General features: G+C 63.0%; 14 protein-coding genes. 9 read left to right on the forward strand and 5 right to left on the reverse strand.

Annotation, left to right across the window (positions count from 1 at the left end):
• Position 1 precedes the first annotated feature (1 nt).
• The 4 genes from BMY71_RS17695 to BMY71_RS17710 are packed head-to-tail and all read right to left on the reverse strand — an operon-like array spanning position 2 to position 7103.
• Positions 2-1885, reverse strand: coding sequence for a site-specific DNA-methyltransferase (locus BMY71_RS17695; protein ID WP_092685486.1), 1884 nt, complete (start codon positions 1883-1885; stop codon positions 2-4).
• A gap of 10 nt (positions 1886-1895) precedes the next feature.
• Positions 1896-2603: a DUF4391 domain-containing protein gene (locus tag BMY71_RS17700; protein ID WP_092685488.1), complete on the reverse strand. Its 708-nt coding sequence runs from the start codon at positions 2601-2603 to the stop codon at positions 1896-1898.
• On the reverse strand, positions 2600-5872 hold the full coding sequence (locus BMY71_RS17705; protein WP_092685490.1) for a helicase-related protein: 3273 nt from the start codon (positions 5870-5872) through the stop codon (positions 2600-2602). Before BMY71_RS17705 ends, BMY71_RS17700 begins: the two co-directional genes overlap by 4 nt.
• A 10-nt stretch (positions 5873-5882) precedes the next feature.
• Positions 5883-7103 carry an ATP-binding protein gene (locus BMY71_RS17710; protein ID WP_092685492.1) on the reverse strand — a complete coding sequence of 407 codons (1221 nt, stop codon included), beginning with the start codon at positions 7101-7103 and terminating at the stop codon, positions 5883-5885.
• Between the two features lie 255 nt (positions 7104-7358).
• Between BMY71_RS17710 and BMY71_RS17715 the strand changes: the two genes are divergently transcribed.
• The 7 genes from BMY71_RS17715 (at position 7359) to BMY71_RS17745 (ending at position 18599) form a co-directional block, all read left to right on the forward strand.
• On the forward strand, positions 7359-8327 hold the full coding sequence (locus BMY71_RS17715; RefSeq protein ID WP_092685494.1) for an ArdC family protein: 969 nt from the start codon (positions 7359-7361) through the stop codon (positions 8325-8327).
• Between the two features lie 176 nt (positions 8328-8503).
• Positions 8504-10648 (forward strand): ParB/RepB/Spo0J family partition protein, encoded by a 2145-nt coding sequence (locus tag BMY71_RS17720; protein ID WP_092685496.1) that lies wholly within the window; start codon positions 8504-8506, stop codon positions 10646-10648.
• Between the two features lie 105 nt (positions 10649-10753).
• Entirely contained in the window at positions 10754-11170 is a 417-nt protein-coding gene (locus BMY71_RS17725) for a hypothetical protein (protein ID WP_011579883.1), read from the forward strand.
• Positions 11163-11807: a hypothetical protein gene (locus BMY71_RS17730; RefSeq protein WP_011579882.1), complete on the forward strand. Its 645-nt coding sequence runs from the start codon at positions 11163-11165 to the stop codon at positions 11805-11807. The genes BMY71_RS17725 and BMY71_RS17730 overlap by 8 nt, the downstream gene beginning before the upstream one ends.
• A 118-nt stretch (positions 11808-11925) precedes the next feature.
• Entirely contained in the window at positions 11926-16260 is a 4335-nt protein-coding gene (locus BMY71_RS17735) for a strawberry notch family protein (RefSeq protein WP_011579881.1), read from the forward strand.
• Positions 16260-17321 (forward strand): DUF7146 domain-containing protein, encoded by a 1062-nt coding sequence (locus BMY71_RS17740; protein WP_175557707.1) that lies wholly within the window; start codon positions 16260-16262, stop codon positions 17319-17321. The genes BMY71_RS17735 and BMY71_RS17740 overlap by 1 nt, the downstream gene beginning before the upstream one ends.
• Positions 17322-17675: 354 nt before the next feature.
• Complete coding sequence (locus BMY71_RS17745; protein ID WP_011579879.1) at positions 17676-18599, forward strand: DUF2493 domain-containing protein; 924 nt, start codon at positions 17676-17678, stop codon at positions 18597-18599.
• Positions 18600-18606: 7 nt separating this feature from the next.
• On the opposite strand, the gene BMY71_RS17750 is transcribed toward BMY71_RS17745, so the two are convergent.
• A complete protein-coding gene (locus BMY71_RS17750) occupies positions 18607-19359 on the reverse strand; it encodes a hypothetical protein (protein WP_011579878.1) in 753 nt (250 codons plus the stop codon).
• A 294-nt stretch (positions 19360-19653) separates the two neighbouring features.
• Between BMY71_RS17750 and BMY71_RS24980 the strand changes: the two genes are divergently transcribed.
• The gene (locus BMY71_RS24980) at positions 19654-19818 is read left to right on the forward strand and encodes a hypothetical protein (RefSeq protein WP_011579877.1); all 165 of its coding nucleotides are present in this window, start codon (positions 19654-19656) and stop codon (positions 19816-19818) included.
• 141 nt (positions 19819-19959) lie between these two features.
• Positions 19960-20400, forward strand: a complete 441-nt coding sequence (locus tag BMY71_RS17755; protein ID WP_011579876.1) for a hypothetical protein — start codon at positions 19960-19962, stop codon at positions 20398-20400.
• The last annotated feature ends 75 nt before the right edge of the window (positions 20401-20475 follow it).

The following is a 20475-nucleotide window of genomic DNA, read 5'->3' on the forward strand; positions in this document are numbered from 1 at the left end:
CTCAGATCGACTTGACGTCGGTGGCGGGCGAGATCTGGCGGAAGACCTGCTCAACGTTGATCTTCACCGCGTCGGATACGAATCCATTATCGCGGAACACGACGCGCAGCGGCTCGCGGCCAGCGAGCTCCTTCACCAGCTCCTCTGTCACGCCGGTCTCGAAGCACGCGGCCAGTGCACTTCCGTCGACGAAGAACACGGTCTTGCCCTGTACCGTCTCGCGCTTGATCGGCAGCGTCAGGTCCACGCCCCAATCGACGAGCACCTGGAACAGCAAGTCTTCCGGGCTGCGGTCCGGCTTGATGTTGTCGACGGTGGCCAGCAGGTCCTTCTGATCGATTTGATCCGGGCGGTAGTAGACGTCCTGCATGTTCGAGGTGTCGACTTTCAGGACCCGGAAGCCGACATCGCGGTTCCAGTCGGGGTGGCACTCACCTTCGAGCACCGCTTTCCCGGCTCGGCGCAATCGCTCCTTTGTTAGTTCAGCAATGTTGGCGGGCTTACCAATTCCGTGGCAGTAATCATACGCCGTTTTCTGCTCCCTGTTTCCCTTTTCCAGAGCTTCTGGAAGTTGGACAACAACAAACTTTCGATTGCCTCCATCTGCGGCGTTTTGGGCCATAACGGCGTGCGCTGTTGTTCCCGATCCCGCAAAGAAGTCGAGGATGGTATCGTTGTCTTTTGTCGCTTGCTCAACGATCTTTTTCATCAACGCTACTGGCTTGGGAAAGCTGAATACGCGCTCATTGAAGAGCGCCATCATGTCTGCTGTTCCGTCCCGGGTGTAGATTCCAGAACCAAGGATAGTAGAAAAGCCAGTGAACTCGGACTCAAGCTCACTCAGAAAGGCCTTTCTTCTCGGCCGCCCTTCCGGGGAAGAAGGCCAGAGGATACGATCTTCTTGAATGAGTCGCGCCATTGTATTTCTGTCATAGCGCCATCCCATAGTTGGGCACCCGTAATTTATGCCCGTAGCTGTATCAATGAGGTCATAGTGAAGATTGGGTCTTCTGTCTGCTGTAGCAATACCAACCATGTTTGCGCTGACCCAATCCCCCCTGGGATCATTGTCTGGATTGGTGTATTGCTCTATCTTTCTTTCTGAACCGCGAATTGCGCGACCATAACAAAGTACATACTCATGATCGACAGATGCACCGGTTGTCGTTCTATTATCGATATTTTGCCGGCTCTTCCAAACGAAGTTGGCTATAAACTTGTCAGATCCGAAGATTTCATCGCAGATTTTTCTCGTGTTCTGAACTTCTCCATCGTCAATACTGATAAAAATAACTCCATCATCTGATAGCAGATTTCGAGCCAGCTTGAGCCTCGGATACATCATGCTCAGCCAGTCAGAATGGAATCGTCCGTTCGAGGTGGGGTTGGCGACCAGAGAATTACCAGCCGAGTCTTTTTGGTTGGAAGATTCCAGGAACTCGGTGGTGGCAGAAGTGAAATTGTCGTTATAGACGAAGTCGTTTCCTGTGTTGTAAGGCGGGTCAATATATATCATCTTAACTTGACCAAGGTAGGTCTCTTGAACAAGCCTGAGGGCGTCCAAATTATCGCCTTCGATGAAAACATTCTTCGTTTCTTGGAAATCCGTGCTCTCGTCGATATGAGGCCGGAGTGACTTGGCAACAGGTGTATTCGCGAGCGCCAATGCCTCCCGCTTGCCTGGCCAATCGAGCCGATACCGCTCCTGCGGTCCCTCAACGATATGGTCGCTCAGCTCCTGACGCAACTGATCGAAGTCCACCGCAAGACGCAGCTGTCCCGTCGCCTCGTCGCGCGCCTCGGTCACGCAGCCGGGAAACAGGTCGCAGATCTTCGCGATGTTCTCCTGGCTCAGGTCAGGGCTATGCATCTTCAGTTTGTCCATCGTCTTTCCCTTACTCATTCGATGCGGCACTCATGGGTTCTCCTCCGGAGAGGCGCTCCAGTTCCTGCCGTGCAGCGCGCAGTTCGGCGTTGATCGCCACGCGCTTGTTGAACTGCTTCTCGCGGGCCAGGCGACCCTTGATGCGGTCCACCTCCCGCGTCTTGGCCCGGATCGCCTCCATCCGCGCCACACGCGCCTGGATGTCCTCACCGGCTTGCTCCGCTTCGGCGGCGGACTTCGGCATCAGCGCCGTGATGAGGGAGTCGTAGAGACCGCCGAGATTGAGGGCGACCGGCAACGGCCGACGCGCCGTGTCGTCAGGCGCCCAATCGGTCGCGAAATAGCCGCTGACAACCCACTTCGTGGAATCGGCATCACTCGGCCGCTTGAAAGCGGCCACCGCCTTGCGCTTTCCGGACCATGTGAGCTCGAAGATCAGCGGGAACGGGATCGCGCGGTCGATCGCGCGCAACACCTCTTCGTCGAGCTTGCTGGAGCGCATGCTGATGCCGAACACCTGAATCTCGCTGACGGCCTTCGTCGCCGCGAGGTTGGTCGTTTCCGGCGCCAGCTTGTACTTCCAGACGATCTGATCGACCTGGGTGACGAACAGATCCCGGAGCGCCGTGCTGGCACCAGCGTGCTCGTATATGCGGCTTTTGGGGACAACCCGGCCGAATGCTGCAGCCTTGGGATAATCGAAGAACGCTGCCGTCATGTGGCCCCCTCCTCGATCACGAGGAAGGCGATCAGCTCGAAATCGTCGAGCCCGGCGATGGTGTGGACCAGCGCCGTGGTCCGCCCACCGCTGAACAGGCTGTCAATGTCCTTCTCTTCCTTGACCTCTATCATCGAGCGGATCGCCGCACTCAGAAGGGCGGAGCAATGCTCCATCTTCCGGCCGTCCTGCGTCCGCTCGTTGAACAGCTGGCAGACCGCCCGGATCGGCTCTGCCTGGCCCTTGCAGCTCGTGCGGATCAGATCGAGCAAGCGCTTCACCTCGGTATGGTCGATGATGACCCCACCGTCGTGACCGACATAGACGAGGTAATAAGGGTGCAGTCGGTTCTGCTGGTTGATGTTCACGCTGTCATGGATGTTCTTCAGCGCGAAGATCACACCGGGCTTCAGCCCGAGCGCCGGCTGTGCCGGCACAACCGCGTGCATGCCGTTGGGCAGATGCTCGAGATCGCCGTGCTCCTTGATGTGATTCAGAAGGTCCATACGGAAATCGTTGAGGCCGAGATCCGTGATGGAAATCACGGTCCGCACGTCCTCCAGCTCGATCACCTCTTCCTGGAGCCGCTTGAGCTGCTCCTTCCGGTAGGCGATGTCGCTGCTCTTGGCCGTCAGCACGTTGTCGTCGCCGGTCGCCGTGACGTCGGCGATCATCATGCGGTTTTCGACGCGCTCCTTGAGATTGATGTACTCGTCCAGCGAGATTTCCGGCCAATAGTTGACGAGCTGGATTTGCGCATTGGGAGACCCGATACGGTCGATGCGGCCAAACCGCTGGATGATCCGCACCGGGTTCCAGTGAATGTCGTAGTTGATCAGATAGTCGCAATCCTGGAGGTTCTGGCCCTCGGAGATGCAATCCGTTCCGATAAGGATGTCGATCTCGCCGGTTTCGTGCGGCAGGACCAGATGCTTCTCCTTTGCGCGCGGCGAGAACAGGGTCAGCAGGGACTGGAAGTCATAGCTTTTCTTTAGCGTGCTCTTCGGCGCGTCGGAGCCGGTGACCATGCCGCAGTGCAGGCTGTGCGACTGAAGAAAGGCCGGCGCCAAATTGGCGTAGAGGTACTTCGCCGTGTCTGCGAAGGCGGTGAAGATCAGAACCTTGCGGTTGCCGGGGTTGAGCGGGTCAGCGACCTTGCGGGTGATGACGTCCTTCAGATGCTGCAGCTTGGCATCATCCTCCGGAACCACCTTGTCCATCGAGGCGATCAGGTCACCGATCAGCGTGAGATCCGCGGCGAGGTCGTGCTTCCACGATGGAAGGTCCATGTCCGACAGACTGATCTGAATCTTTTTGCCGACCGTGAACTCATCCAGTCCGCTCAGATCGTCGTCGTCGGGATCAAAACCCGGATCGCCAAGATGGTCTGTCACACTCGCGGCGGCGCCCGTGCGCTCAAAGGTGTCGATCGCCTTTAGCGTCTGCGCGATGTTGCCGCTCAGCGCCCGCAGGGTGAGCCGGAAGGCTTCGACCGAACTCTCCAACCGCTTGAGCAGGTTGGTAGTCATCAGAGCCTGAAGGCTCCGCTCACGGTCAGCCTGGCGCAGCTTGCCGCGACCACCCTCCACCTGGGTGTCGTAGATTTCTTCGTACTTCCGAAGCCGGCTCGGCAGGATGTAGCTGATCGGCGCGTAGACAGCGAGCTTGAGCACCGACAGGCTGCCGAAGATGTCGTTGAGGCCGAGCACATCGGAGCGATGGGTGATCGGGCATTGGTACGACAGCGGCTTTCGGCGCTGGGGGAATTTTCCGATATCCTTGGTGTCGTAGAAAGTCTCGATATGCTTGCGCGACCGGGCGATCGTCACGGCATCGAGCATCTCGAAGAAATCGAAGTCCAGGGCCTTCAGGATTGCGGCTGCGGTTCGCTCGTGCGGCGGCAGATCCGACCAGGCATTGAACGCCTTTTGGGCGCGCCGGAAAATCTCTTCGATCCCGGTCTTGGTTTTCAGCTTGCGGCTGAGGTTTTCTGAATCCCCTTCATAGGCCAGCGCGAGCTGATTGCGCAGGTCGTTGAACCGGTTGTTCACCGGCGTCGCCGACAGCATCAGAACCTTGGTCTTCACGCCGGAGCGGATGACCTTGTTCATCAGCTTTTGGTAGCGCGTCTCCCGATCCTTGAAGACATCGTTGTTTCGGAAATTGTGCGACTCATCGATGACGACGAGATCGTAATTGCCCCAGTTCACGCGGTTCAGCGGAATTCCGAATGCCTCGCCGGATGTGCGGGAGAGATCGGTATGGCTCAGAACGTCGTAGTTGAAGCGGTCCTTGGCGAAGATGTTCGTGGTCAGATTGGTGTTGTAGTTGCGCCAATTGTCCGCAAGCTTCTTCGGGCACAGGACGAGCACCGACCGATTGCGCAGTTCGTAATATTTGATGACCGCGAGCGCGGTGAAGGTTTTCCCGAGGCCGACGCTGTCCGCCAGAATGCACCCGTTGTGCATCTCCAGCTTGTTGATGATACCAGTGGCAGCATCCCTCTGGTAGTTGAACAGCTTGTTCCAAACGAGGCTGTCCTTGTAGCCGGTCAGATCGTTTGGCAGCGCATCCTGATCAATCTCTTCGAGGAAATCCTGGAAGAGGTTGTAGAGGATGTGAAAGTAGATCCGTTCAGGTGAATTTTCCTGGTAGACGGACTCGATGTGGTCGCAGATGGCGGCGGTGACGTCGCTGACCTTGTCCTCATCGTTCCAGATCTGATTGAACAGTTGCAGATAGACCTGTGTGTGCGCCGCATCGTCGATGCGCGTAACGAGATTCGAGACGGCGTCGCCCTTCTGATAGCCCAGGTCAACGGCCGTGAACCCGCTAATCGGCATGTAGGCGACGTCGCGGGCTTCCGATCCTGCGTGAATGAACTGCTGCATCGGTGCCTTAGTCTTGTTCGACTTGAAGCGAGCCTTCTTTCGTATCCATTCGGCGCACTCGCGCGCGACTGCGCGCTGCGTGAGCTTGTTGCGAAGCTGAATCTCGAACTCGGTGCCGTAGAGCCCCCGCTCTCGCGTCGTCTTTGGGATGAAGAACTCTCGCCGCTCCTTGCGGAGGCGGTCAGTCACATCCGTCGCGACGAAGGTTGGGGCTGTGAAAATGAACTGCAGGCTCTCGACCTTCGAAAACTCCGCCTTCAGGGCCTCGAACGCATAGATCGAGAAGCAGGACGCTGCGATTTTGATCCGAGCGCCACGCCCCAACGTCGCCTTCAGGTCATCGCCGAGAAGCAGTGAGGTGTTGTCGATTATCTTCATCGGCTTTTCCTCACGCCCACAGACACGATAGAGGCGCGGCCGCCAGGCTGTCTCCGAACGGCACGACATCCGTGCTGTCGTAGAGGACGACGCCAAACGCGAAGCGGTCCCCACAAGCCTCGGCCAATGCGCGCAGGCCCGAAAAGTCGCTGGCCTTGACCGTTGCGCTCGCCTTCACCTCGATGGCGGCAATCATGCCGTCATCGCGCTCGAGCACGATGTCGACCTCGCGCATGTCCCGATCGCGGAAATGATGTGGCGTCAGACGCAGGTCTGAGGCCGTCATCAGCTTCAGCACTTCGGAGAACACGAAGCTCTCGAGCAGCGCGCCAAATGCCCCCCGATCCGCCTTGATCCGATCGAAAGTCAGCCCGCGCGCGGCAGCCAGCATGCCGGAATCAAGGAAATGCAGCTTGGGCGTCTTAACGATGCGCTTGAGCGCATTGGTGAACCATGGCTGCAGGGTCGCGATCAGGAACACCTGTTCGAGCAGACCGACATAGCGCTGACCGGTCCTGTGGTTGACGTTGATGCCGCTCGCAAGCTGGGAATAGTTGACGAGCTGCCCGGAATGTTCGGCGAGAAGACGCACGAACTTGGGGAGTTCGGTGAGCTTCTCAACTTCAGCGATATCGCGCAGATCACGGGTCAGGATCGAGGTGAGATACGCACGCGCCCAGTCTTGTCGCCGGCGTTCGCTGTCGCGGCTAATCGCCTCAGGAAAGCCGCCGCGCAACGCAAGCTGGACCAACTCGTCGCCGACAATGGCGGCGCTTTGACTCTCCAAATTCCCCTCGAACAGGCGTTCCAGAAAGGTCGGTGCTCGGCTTTCGATTTCCGCCCGAGCCAAGGGCAGCATCCGAATGGTTTCCATCCGGCCAGCGAGGCTGTCAGCGACGCGCGGCAAGGTCAGCACATTGGCCGAGCCGGTCAGCAGGAAACGGCCCGGGCGATAATCTTCGTCGACCGTCTTCTTGATCGCCAGCAACAGATTGGGCGCGCGCTGGATCTCGTCGATGATGGCGCGATCCAGACCTCGGATGAACCCGGCCGGGTCGGACTGGGCGGCCTCAAGGACGGTCTGGTCGTCGAGTGTGCTGTAGGTCCAGCCGGTTTCTCCCATCTTTCGCACCAGCGTCGTCTTGCCGGCCCGGCGCGGTCCGACGATGAGGACGACCGGCGTGTCTGCAAGCGCCTCCTCCGCCCTCCGCTCAACGAATCGCTGGAACATGACATCTCCGACTACCGGCTGATTGGCATCATCAGCCTCGGCAGATTTGTAGTCAATGGTCCGCTGATTGGTATCGTGTGCATTCCCAGGATCTGAGGGGAAAGCCTTCCCCTGCGGCTGAACTTTGTCTCTGCCGACCCTTGTTTAGCGGGGAGCCCCCGCAACGCCCCCCGAGAGTGAGAGTGCAGGCCGGGTGTGCCGTAACGGGTTGAAGGCTGGGAGAGAGGCTTCCGGCGCCCGTCGCGGAGACCCGTGATGTCGAAACGTGATCCAAGCGGCCGGCCGAGCGCTGACCGGACGAGCCTGTATGACGAAATCACCGGCAAGATCCTGGCCGAACTGGAGGCCGGACGGTTGCCCTGGGTCCAGCCCTGGGGGACGGCCGCGGCCAAGGCGCCACTCGCCATGCCGAACAACGCTGCGACCGGGCGCGGCTACTCAGGCGTCAATGTGCTGATCCTCTGGGGCGCGGTGATCTCGCTTGGCTTCCCGAGCCAAGGCTGGCTGACCTTCCGCCAGGCCCTGTCGCTCGGCGGCAATGTCCGGAAGGGCGAGCGCGGCACCACCGTCGTCTATGCCGACCGCTTCGTGCCGGACGATGAACGCCGTCGTGCGCGAGAGACCGGTGAGGAGGCACAGGCGATACCGTTCCTGAAGCGCTTCACTGTCTTCAACGTCGCTCAGTGTGACGGCCTGCCTGAGGACCTCGTGGCCGCCGTGCCGGCGCCCGAACCCGGGCTGATCGAGCCCACGGTCGACGCGCTGATCCGGGCGAGCGGGATCGACTTTCGCATCGGCGGCGACCGGGCTTACTACGCGCCGGCACCTGACTATGTGATGGTGCCGCCGCCCCAGGCATTCTTCGAGCCCATCAACTGGCATCGCACGGCGCTGCATGAATGCGCCCATGCCAGCGGCGCGGTCCATCGGCTGGGACGCGATCTCACAGGATCGTTCGGCTCCAAGAAATACGCGTTCGAGGAACTGGTGGCCGAAATCGCCTCGGCCTTCTGCTGCGCCGCCCTCGGCATCGCCCCGACCGTCCGCCACGCCGACTACATCGGATCCTGGGCCGAGGTCCTGCGCGAGGACAATCGCGCCATCGTCCGTGCAGCCAGTCAGGCAAGCAAGGCAGCGGACTGGTTGCTGGCCTTCGCCCCAAATGCGGGCGAACCTGGTCAGGCAATTGCCACCACCCCCGAGGCCGCACGCCAGGCGGCCTGACCGACTCGTTATCGTTCCAAGCATCGGCGCAGTCCCGTCTTTCCGGCTCTACGGCGTTCCGGCTTTCCGGCTTTCCGGCTTTCCGGAGGCAATGAGAGGAAGAGGGCTGCGCCGATTTTCGTGACGGGTTGGAGGTCGGGAGAGAGGCTCCCGGCCGCCCGTCGCGGAGACCTGTCATGGCCACTGCCATTCAGAAGATCACCCTGTCGCCGTCGCGCGACATCCCCTTCAACAAGCTCACGCTCTCGCAGGCGAACGTCCGGCACATCAAAGCCGGCATTTCGATCGAGGAACTCGCCGAGGACATCGCGCGCCGCGGTCTCCTGCAGAGCCTCAACGTCCGGCCCGTCCTCGATGCCGATGGCGCAGAGACCGGCCTTTACGAGATCCCGGCCGGCGGCCGTCGCTACCGGGCGCTCGAGCGCCTGGTGAAGCAGAAGCGCCTCGCCAAGACTGCCCCCGTGCCGTGCGTCGTGCGCGATCCCGCGACATCGATCCTGGCCGAAGATGACTCCCTCGCGGAGAACATCCAGCGCGCGCCGCTCCACCCGCTCGATCAGTTTCGGGCGTTCCAGAAGCTGCGCGACAAGGGCCAGTCCGAGGAAGACATTGCCGCGGCCTTCTTCACCTCCGCCCATGTGGTGAAGCAGCGTCTGCGCCTTGCAGGCGTCTCGCCGAAGCTTCTCGACATCTACGCCGAGGACGGCATGACGCTGGAGCAGCTGATGGCCTTCACGGTCAGCGCCGACCATCCGAGGCAGGAACAGGTCTGGGAGACGATCGCAGGCTCCTGGTCCAAGGAGCCGTATCAGATCCGCCGGATGCTCACCGAGAAGACGGTGCGCGCGTCGGACCGCCGCGCCATGTTCGTCGGGCTCGATGCCTATGAAGCCGCTGGCGGCACGGTCCTGCGCGATCTTTTCCAACAGGACGATGGCGGCTGGCTCGCCGATGTCGCCCTGCTCGATACCCTGGTTGCCGCCAAGCTGAAGACAGAGGCCGAGGTCATCGCGGCCGAAGGTTGGAAGTGGATCGAGGTCGCTGCCGACTTCCCCTACGGTCACACCCACGGTCTGCGCCAGATCGACGGTGTCGCCGCCGAACGATCGGCTGACGAGCAGGCGACGATCGATGCGCTCAACGCTGAATATCAGCGGCTCGAAGCCGAGTATGAAGGTGCGGACGAATTGCCAGACGAGGTCGATGCGCGGCTCGGCGAGATCGAGGCCCTGCTGGATGAGCTCGACACCCGGCCGGTGATCTTTGATCCCTGCGATATCACGCGTGCTGGCGTCTTCGTGAGCATCGGCGCGGACGGCAGGCTCGTGGCCGACCGCGGCTATGTTCGCCCGGACGACGAGGCGCCCCTCGTCCTGCCCGATGACGAGACCGGTGGCGCTACGGCGGCCACCAGCGCACATGCCGGCGAACCCGGACCGAGCGGCACGTCCCGCACCGTCATCACGGTCGGCGGGCAGCCGATCGAAAGCGAGGACGACGAGGACGACGTGATCAAGCCGTTGCCCGAGCGCCTGGTGATCGAACTGACCGCCCATCGCACGCTCGCGCTGCGCGACGCCGTGGCGAGCAACCCACAGATCGCGCTGACGGCGCTGCTGCACAAGCTCGTCATCGACACATTCCAGCGCACCAGCACCGGCGGCGGATGCATCGAAGCGTCCGTGCGACACGTCTTCTTCCCCGCGCAGGCCGCCGACCTCAAGGACAGCCCCTCCGCATACGCGATCGCGGAGCGTCACGACGCCTGGAAGGCCGATCTTCCGCAGGACGATCAGGCGCTCTGGGACTGGCTGTCGGCACTCGACGATGCGCGCCGACTCGCGCTGCTCGCTCATTGCGTGAGCTTCGGCGTCAACGCGCTTTACGAGAAGCCGAACCCCTACGGCGGGAACGGCGTTTCCCTGCACGGGCTCGAACGCCGTCTCACCCAGGCCGACCGGCTCGCGCGGGCGACTGGTCTCGACATGGTGGAGGCCGGATGGCGTCCTTCGGTCGACAATTATCTCGGCCGGGTCCCGAAGCGCCGCATCGTCGAGGCCGTGCGTGAGGGCGCGGGAGACCGGGCTGCGCAGCTCATCGAGCATCTGAAGAAAGCTGAAATGGCCAAGGAAGCCGAACGCCTTCTCGCCGACGCCCGGTGGCTGCCCGAGCCGCTGCGGCTCGCCGACACGGACACATCCTCCGAACCGGCCGAACCCGAAGCTGAGGCGAGCTCCGTGGATCTGCCGGCGTTTCTCTCAGGTGACGAGGAAGCTTCGGACGAAGATCCCGAGCCGCTCCCGGCCATCGCAGCCGAGTAGCCGATCCAGGCGGGACCGCTCCGGTGGTCCCGCATCTTTCCTCACACGCCCCTTCCATAAGCCCGGTCGCCACGCCGGGCTTTTCCATTTTCGTGGGAGACTGTCATGGCAGATTTTTTCACGCACTTCTCGTGCCTGCTCGACGTCGGCACAGCTCAGAACGCCGCGCGCGCACTCGATCTCTACAATGCCCTGTCCGAAGCCGGCGCGTCGGAAGAACCGCCGTCGGAGGGCTTCCTTATCTCCATCCAGCCGGAGCACGGCGGCTCGCAGCTCTGGCTACGGGATGACGTCTCCGGCGATCCCGAACGGCTGATCCAGTTCGTGAAACTCTGCGCCGCGGAATTCAGCCTCAAGGGCCGTTGGGGCTTCCAATACGCCAATACCTGCTCGCGGCCCCGGCTCAATGCGTTCGGTGGCGGTGCGCACGTCCTCGACCTCGGTACGGGTGAGACCCTCGGATGGATCGACACCGATGGCTGGCTCGCCGCCGCGGTGGATGGAGGTAATCCCGATGCCTGAGATCATCGAAACCACCGTCTATCGCCTCGACGAACTCTCCGCTGCTGCGAAGGACGCCGCGCGCGGATGGTACCGCGACGGCAGCTTCGATTATGACTGGTTCGAGTTCGCCTATGACGACTTCGAACGCATTTGCATGATCCTCGGCATCAGCCTCAGGAGGCGCCCTGTCCGACTGTTCGGCGGTAGCACCCGCTCGAAACCCTGCATCTGGTTTTCGGGCTTCTGGAGCCAGGGCGACGGAGCCTGCTTCGAGGGCGACTACCGACACGCGAGATCCGCCGCCGGCCGCATCCGGGCCTATGCACCGACGGATACCGCGCTTCACCGGATCGCCGATACCCTCCAGGCCGTTCAGAGGCGCAACTTCTACCAGCTCCGAGCCACGATGACCCACCGGGGGCGCTACTATCACGAGCATTGCATGGCCATCATGGTCGATCGCGACAGTCCCGTAGGTCAGGACATGACCGCCGATGCAGAAGATGCCGTGTCGGAAGCGCTCCGCGATCTGGCCCGCTGGCTCTACCGCCAGCTCGAACGGGAATACGAGCATCTGACCTCGGACGAGGTGGTCGACGAGGCGATTGCGGCGAACGGCTACACCTTCACCGAAGCGGGCCGGCGCTTCGGCTGATTCAGCCTGCCGCTCGCACGTCGAGAGGCAGAGGGGGCCGGGACGGGTTTGAGCCCGGACGGTCGAGAGAGAGCGGCCGAGGGCTTGCCCTGTTCCCGCTCTCCTCGAGGTCTTCCCCATGCACGATCGTTCCGCACCATGCGCGCAAGAACATAGGCCGGCGACTCATTTCCCACGCGTCGACCTAACGGCCGCCCTGCTCGATGCCGCCCGATCCATTCTCGTCCATCTCGAAGCCGGCCGGCGAGTCGACGCCACCCTGCTTCGTGACGCGATGGAAGCGAGCTTCAACGCGAGCGACGCTGCCGGAGCGTGGGACTGGAAGCTGGCCTACGACGCCTGCGAGGCAGCGACCGTTCTCTTCCTCCGCAAATACGGCAAAGCGCTTTTGCACAAAGCCGGCTCTCCGGCCGCTGCCCTGCCGCTGGTCGCCAAAGTCGCCGGTCTGCTTCCCACGCATACCCGCCGCTCCCTCGAAAGCGAGACGTTCCAGCAATTCTCGACGCCGATCCCGCTCGGATTCATCGCGTCGCGCGCGGCCGGCATCACACCTGCCGACCATGTGCTCGAGCCTTCCGCCGGGACCGGTTTGCTCGCCATTCTGTCCGAGATTGCGGGCGCTACTTTGGTCCTCAACGAACTGGCGGAAATCCGCGCCAGCCTCCTGTCCTCCCTCTTCCCGGCGGTCGCAGTCACGCGCTTCGACGCAGCGCAGATCGACGATCATCTGCACCCGGCTATGGTCCCGTCGGTCGTGCTGATGAACCCGCCATTCTCGGCGATGGCGAACGTCTCCGGTCGCATGGCCGACGCAGCTCTGCGACACATCGCATCCGCGCTCGCCCGCCTCGCCGAGGGCGGGCGCTTGGTGGCCATCACCGGCGCCAATGTCAGCCCGGAGCATCCAGCCTGGCGCGACGCGTTCATCCGACTGCAGGAGCGCGGGCGCGTCGTATTCACCGCGAGCATCGACGGCGCCGTCTACGCCAAGCACGGCACAACCATCGAGACACGGCTCACCGTCTTCGACAAGCTGCCAGCAGACGATCCGGCCCGGTTTCCCGCATCACAGGGTCAAGCACGCGACACGCAGACGCTTATGGGCTGGGTCACGGATCACGTTCCCCCACGGCTCACACTGGCGGGTTCGGTCGCCCTGCCGGCACCGTCGGCGATGGCGCCGAAGCAGGTTGCCTGTCCGATTGCGCGCAGCACCGCGAACGCGCCGCAGAGGTCATCACTCGAGGAACCGGTTTACCTGGACCTCGCCTATGAGACCCTTGACTGGAAGCCGGCCGAGGGCGGTCGGCTGACCGACGCCATCTACGAGGAATACGGACTTCAGACGATCCGCATTCCCGGCTCTCAAGCCCATCCGACCAAGCTCGTGCAATCGGCGGCCATGGCGTCGGTCGCACCGCCCAAGCCAAGCTATCGTCCACGCCTGCCCGAACGTCTCATCACCGAGGGCATACTGTCGGACGCGCAGCTCGAAACCGTGATCTATGCCGGCGAGGCCCATACGGGCTTCCTCAGCGGCGCCTGGACCATCGACGCGACGTTCGATGTCGTCTCTGCCGCACCTGACGACGCGGCATCCGCCGTCCGCTTCCGGCGCGGTTTCATGCTCGGCGACGGCACGGGCGCGGGCAAGGGGCGCCAGTCCGCCGCCATCATCCTCGACAACTGGCTGCACGGTCGGCGCAAGGCCGTCTGGATCTCGAAGTCGGACAAGCTGATCGAGGACGCGCAGCGCGACTGGTCGGCCCTGGGCATGGAGCGCCTGCTGGTGACGCCGCTATCCCGCTTCCCGCAGGGACGGCCGATCACACTGCCGGAAGGCGTCCTATTCACCACCTATGCCACGCTGCGGTCCGATGAGAAGGCCGACAAGGTTTCGCGTGTCCGCCAGATCGTCGATTGGTTGGGCTCCGAATTCGACGGGGTGATCATCTTCGACGAGAGCCATGCCATGCAGAACGCCGGCGGCGGCAAGGGAGAACGAGGCGATGTCGCTCCGTCGCAGCAGGGCCGTGCCGGCTTGCGGCTCCAGCACGCCCTCCCCGGCGCTCGGATCGTCTACGTCTCGGCGACAGGTGCCACCACCGTCCACAATCTCGCCTATGCCCAGCGTCTCGGCCTGTGGGGCGGCGAGGATTTCCCGTTCGCCACCAGGGCCGAATTCGTCGCAGCCATCGAGGCCGGCGGTGTCGCGGCGATGGAGGTGCTGGCCCGCGATCTTCGTGCCCTCGGACTCTATACCGCCAGGTCCCTGTCCTATGACGGCGTCGAGTACGAGCTGATCGAGCACGCGCTAACCGACGAGCAACGCCGCATCTATGACGCCTATGCTGGCGCGTTCTCCATCATCCACAACAACCTCGATGCCGCGATGCGCGCCGCGAACATCACCAGCGAGACCAGCACGCTCAACCCGCGCGCCAAATCTGCCGCCCGTTCGGCCTTCGAAGGCACCAAGCAGCGCTTCTTCGGGCACCTGCTGACCTCGATGAAGACCCCAACGCTAATCCGCTCGATCCAGCGTGATCTCGATGACGGGCACGCGGCTGTCGTCCAGATCGTCTCCACTGGCGAGGCACTGATGGAGCGGCGACTGGCCGAGGTGCCGACCGAGGAATGGAACGACGTGCGCGTCGACATCACCCCGCGCGAATATGTGCTGTCTTACCTTCAACACTCCTTCCCGGTGCAGCTCTACGAGCCGTTCACCGACGCGGATGGCAATCTCTCTTCGCGACCTGTCACCCGCGACGGCCAGCCCGTCGAAAGCCGTGAAGCGGTCGCCCGGCGTGACCGGCTGATCGAGAAACTCGCAAGCCTGCCGCCGGTGCCTGGCGCGCTCGATCAGATCGTCCAGCGCTTCGGAGTGGACTTGGTTGCCGAGGTGACCGGGCGATCGCGGCGCATCATCCGCAAAGGTGATCGGCTTATGGTCGAGAACCGCCCGAGCTCCGCCAACCTCGCCGAGACCGCCGCCTTCATGGATGATGCCAAGCGCATCCTCGTGTTCAGTGATGCTGGCGGCACTGGGCGCAGCTATCACGCCGACCTCGCGGCACGTAACCAGCGCCTTCGCGTCCACTATCTCCTCGAGCCGGGCTGGAAAGCCGACGCCGCCATTCAGGGCCTTGGTCGCACCAACCGCACCAACCAGGCGCAGCCGCCCTTGTTTCGCCCGATCGCAACTGACGTGAAGGCCGAGAAGCGCTTCCTGTCGACCATCGCCCGCCGGCTCGACACGCTCGGGGCAATCACCCGCGGCCAGCGCCAGACCGGCGGACAGGGCCTCTTCAGACCCGAGGACAATCTCGAAAGCCCCCACGCGCGCGACGCGCTCCGCCAACTTTACCTGCTGATCGTCCGCGGCAAGGTCGATGGCTGCCCGCTCCAAATCTTCGAGAGCGCTACCGGCCTGAGCCTGATGGACGACACGGGCATCCGCGACGAGCTGCCGCCGATCACGACCTTTCTCAATAGGTTGCTGGCGCTGACGATCGACCTGCAGGGCATATTGTTCATCGCCTTCGAGCAGCTTCTCAATGCCCGGATTGCCGGAGCACTGGCCAGCGGCACCTATGACATCGGGCTGGAAACGCTGAAGGCCGAAAGCTTCGTCGTCACCGACCGGCACACCATCTACACGCATCCCGCCACTGGCGCGGAAACCCGCTTGCTGACGATCACCCAGCGCGAGCGCAACCGGCCCTTGTCGCTCGAACAAGCCTTCGAGCTTCTCGCCGATCCACGTGCAGCTCTGCTGATTAACGAGCGGTCCGCGCGGGCGGCGGTTCAGGTGCCTGCCCCGAGCATCATGCTGGATGATGGCGAAATCGAACGTCGGGTGCGCTTGCTCCGGCCGATGGAACATCACCATGCATCGCTGGCGTCGATGGCGGAAAGCCATTGGCGGGCGGCCGATCGCGAGGTCTTCGCGGCGGCGTGGCAGCGCGAACTGGGGCAGATCCCCGAGTTCACCGACAGCACGATCCATGTCGTCGCCGGGCTCCTGCTTCCGATCTGGAAGCGTCTCCCGGATGAGTGCACGCGTGTCTATCGCCTCCAGACGGACGACGGCGAACGCATCATCGGGCGACGCGTTTCTCCAGCATGGGCAGCCAACGCACTCGCTATCGGAGCGCCCACGCTGACGGCTGCCGATGCCTTTGCAGCCTTGGTGGCAGGCAGCACCGTCCTCGATCTCACTGAGGGCCTCCAGCTTCATCGCGCGCGGGTGATGGGCGTCCACCGCATCGAGCTATCGGGCTTCTCAGACACGATGCGCGATCGCCTCCGGTCCTACGGCCTGTTCCACGAGATCATCTCCTGGAAGCTCCGGATGTTCGTTCCCACCGACGCGACCGGCGTGGCCGTCCTTGCCAAGGTGATGGAGCGCTATCCAGTCACGCGGATCTCTGAACGGGAGGCCGCATGATGGCCAGCTTGGACGCATCCGATCTCGCGGCCCGCCTCGCCGGCCAGGCCGAAGCCGTGTGCCGGCACTATCTGTCCAACGGCACAAGGCAGGGAGCCTACTGGCTGGTCGGCGACGTTCGCAACACGCCGGGCCGCTCAATGTTCGTGCGGCTCAAGGGGCCGCAGACGGGTAAGGGCGCCGCCGGCAAGTGGACCGACGCCGCCACCGGCGAGCATGGCGATCTGCTCGATGTCATTCGCGAAACCTGCAGCCTTCCCGACTTCAAGCAAATCGCCGAGGAGGCACGGCGCTTCTTGAGCCTCCCGCATCCAGAGCCAAATCGAGAACCGCGGCGAGGCAAGACGTCCGCGGCGCCCATGGGCTCGTCAGAAGCCGCGAGGCGTCTCTTCGCGATCGCACAGCCGATCAGTCGTACACTCGCCGAGACGTATCTGCGCGCACGCGGCATTACGTCTTTGCACGAAACCGGATCGCTGCGCTTTCATCCCCGCTGCTTCTTCCGCCCCGATGAGCATTCCCCGACCGAGATCTGGCCGGCGATCATCGCAGCCGTCACGGATCTCAATGGCGAGCTAACCGGCGCACATCGCACTTGGCTGGACCCCGACGGCTTCAACGAAGCGACCTTAGGCAAGGCGCCAGTCGAGACACCGAGACGGGCGATGGGCAATCTCCTCGGGTCTGCCGTGCGCTTCGGACTGCCAGGCTCGGTGATGGCGGCCGGCGAAGGCGTCGAGACCATGCTGTCGCTGCGCTGCGTCCTGCCGACCATGCCGATGGCAGCCGCGCTGTCGGCGGCGCATCTCGCTGCCATCCAGTTTCCCGACACCCTGCACCGGCTGTATGTCGCGCGTGATGACGATCCCGCTGGCGATGTGGCGGTGACGACCTTGATGACCCGCGCGGATGAAGCGGGCATCGAGACGGTCATCCTGTCTCCGACCCTCGGCGACTTCAATGAAGACCTCCGGCTGCTGGGACACGCGGCGCTCCGGACGGCCATCCGTGTCCAAATCGCGCCCCAGGACGTCGCACGCTTCATGCAGCACACAGCCTAACCGGGATGGAGGCAGGCGGCTGCCGGTCGAGCACTTCGACCAACGCTCGCATCCGGGATGACCGTTTCGCCAGAGGACCGCGCCCCGGCCTTCCAGAGGGCGATCGGCCATCAGACGGTCTATCCAGGCAACCTTGTGGCCGACTATTTTCCGGCGGCCCGCTCCACCCCACGCGGTCAAGCCGCGCGGGGACCCCGGCTCGGGCCTTTCCATCGCGAGACAAAATAGCCGGCCCCTGCGGTCCTTCGCTCACGCTGCGGCCCCTCGCTTCGCTCCGGGTGCCAGTCCAGCCCGTCCGACGGCTTCGTCGCCATGAAGGCCGCGGCGGTCGCGGTCCAGCGAACGGAGCTTCCCATGAGCGAGCATGACGAATTTGAGCCCGACCACATCTCTTCTCCCACCGAACACGTTCTGACCGAGCTTCAGCTCTACGGCTTCCATCCCCGCGACGACGAACCCGATCCTCGACCAATCCCGGAAGATCGCGTGATCGCCGGCGCCGTCGCCGACATCTTCGACGCGCTGATTGCCACCATGGCCGATACCGGTCTCGACGCAGATCTCGACGACCTGCTGTGGTCAACGGTCAACACCTTCCACCGCGCCGTCGAACGGGTCGAACGCACACTCGACGACAACGAGCAGGCGCAGAAGCAGGGGCAGCGCGAACAGGACGGCTCCGAGGTGAAGGCCGTGCAGCTCGAAGCGCTGATCGCCACAGGCCAGCGGCTCATCGAACGCCGCGACGCCCTCGAACTCCTCCGCGACACCGGCGCCGACCTCTACCGGAAGACGACCGGCTCGAACTGGTCTCCCCGCCACGGCTCACGCGTCAACCATCGCCAGCTCACCTCTGCGATGATCGACAGCCGCGACTTCATCGCCGCGCGCAAACGCTCCGATCGCGAGGTGCTGCTGCCCGCCGGACCGAAAATCGCGCTGACCGGCGGGCTCGACTTCAACGACCATCAACTGATCTGGGCCAAGCTCGACCAGGTCCGCATGAAGCATCCCAACATGGTGCTGATGCACGGCAAATCTCCGAAAGGGGCCGAGAAAATCGCCGCCCGCTGGGCCGACAACCGCGGCGTCGCGCAGATCGGTTTTGCCCCCGACTGGACCAGGCACGGCCGTTCAGCCCCGTTCAAGCGCAACGATCAGATGCTGGACGTGCTGCCAATCGGAGTCATCGTCTTCCCCGGCACCGGCATCCAGGACAACCTGGCCGACAAGGCGAAGAAGCTCGGCATCCCTGTCTGGAGATTCGGCGGCGCGTGAGCGCCGCCTATCCCAAATCGACTTTCCAGAACTTCAGAACATTCTCGACCTCAGTCTTCGGATAATGAAGCAAATTGGCGCTGGCGAGAGCGGACCGAATCTTTGACTTTCGCTTTTCGATTTCGCGTTCGATGCGCGGCGTGAACGGCGCGGTCCCCGGAGGCAAGACGCCTCGCCGATCCGCGTTGGGCCAACTCTTCGGGTAGTCGGGAGGTGTCCAGCCAGATCGCACCTGTTCAGCCTGTTCGGCGACCGCCTCGTGCTCGCATGCCCATCCGTACAGATGGAAAGCGCATACGCGCAGCATGGCTTTGATTTCAGGAAGTGTGTCGGTGAAGCCCTTCAGCGAGGTGGGCAGCCACACCATGTTCGCGACACAGGAGAAATAGCGTGGATCCTGCACCACGCTGCTGCCCTGCGCGAACGATGGATCGTCGTAACCCCAGATGTGACAGACGGTCCAGTTTTTCGGCCTTGGGGACGCGACGTCGAGCGCGGCGACAAGGGCGTTCAGCGCAGCCACATTTCCTTCGAACTTCTCCGCCGTGACGCCGGTTAGCTTGCGCGTGTTCGTGTAACGCCGCGTCCACGCGGCATCAAAGAGCGGCCGACCGCGCGCAGTATGCGGTGCCCAGACCGGCAGCGCGCGAAACGTGTCGGGATGTACCCAACGTGCCGTCCGCTCGATGAGTTCGACGATGGCAGGAATATCCGACCTCAAGGCCTCGTTGCCATCCGGCACGTGGAAACCGCTTGCCATTTTCCTCCCAGACGAAGTTGTCGCCTCGTCTGCGCGAGACGTCCGGTTGATGTCTTGGCGGCAAGGCTGTTGAGACCATCACAGCTACCATTTCAGACCGGCCGACACACCCCCGCTTATCTGCGCTGATCCTTGGTCAGACTGATCGCCTGACGCCATCAACCCGTAAAGGGTCGGCTATGCGAGCATGCCGCCGCTTCGGCTGCGCCTGCGCGGTGATTGCAGCGTTCAGTCCGACACTTCGGGCGCCTGTCAGCGGGGGATGGTCCTCCGCTCGGAACAGGAGCCGGACCGATGTCCCTCGACGCCGCTTATGCCTTCGCAAACAGCCTCGCTGGCACCCTGATGGTCGCCATCATCATCTTCCGAGCGGGCGACGGCACGCTGTCTGTCACTCCCTGCAACGAGTTCGACGGCGATGCCGAGGTCGTGGCCGAGATCGATCCGTTCGACGTCTGACGTCTGGCGGAACAGCTTCGCGGGCGGAGATCGGTTCGATTTCCGCTCCCGAAGCGCATCGAATTTGGCTATACTCTGCATCGCGCTTTGGTGGTGGTGGTCGGCGCACCCGTCAGACCTATTCTCACGGAGGCCACCACCATGATCGTCTTCGCCATTCTCGGTTCGCTCGTCGCCATCGGCGTGCTTTGCTGGCTTTTGTTCACGCTCGCCGTCTTTGCGCTTCCAGCTTTCATCGGCGTCAGCGCGGGCATCTGGGCGCATCAGACCGGCGCCGGCCTGCTCGGTGCCATCGTCATCGGCGCCGTTGGTGCCGTTATCGCACTCGGCGTCGGCCAGCTTCTGCTCGCCATCCTGCGGCCGGCGTGGCTGAAAATCCTTGTCGCATTGGCTTTCGTCGCGCCCGCAGCCATCGCGGGCTTTCACGCGACCCATGGCATCGTGAAGCACACCATGCCGTCGGAAACCTGGCACCTCGTATTCTCGGTCATCGGGGCGATTGCCGTTGCAGTCACGACCTTTGTCCGCGTGACGTCACTCACCCCGCCAGAATCGACCAGCCGGGGCGTTGCCAATGCCTGAATGCCGAACTGACCGCAGAGCCGGACCAGAAAGCGGACGTGCACCACGCACCAACCATCGACCGACCTGATGTGG

The sequence above is a fragment of the Rhodopseudomonas pseudopalustris genome (assembly GCF_900110435.1).
Lineage (GTDB): Bacteria > Pseudomonadota > Alphaproteobacteria > Rhizobiales > Xanthobacteraceae > Rhodopseudomonas > Rhodopseudomonas pseudopalustris.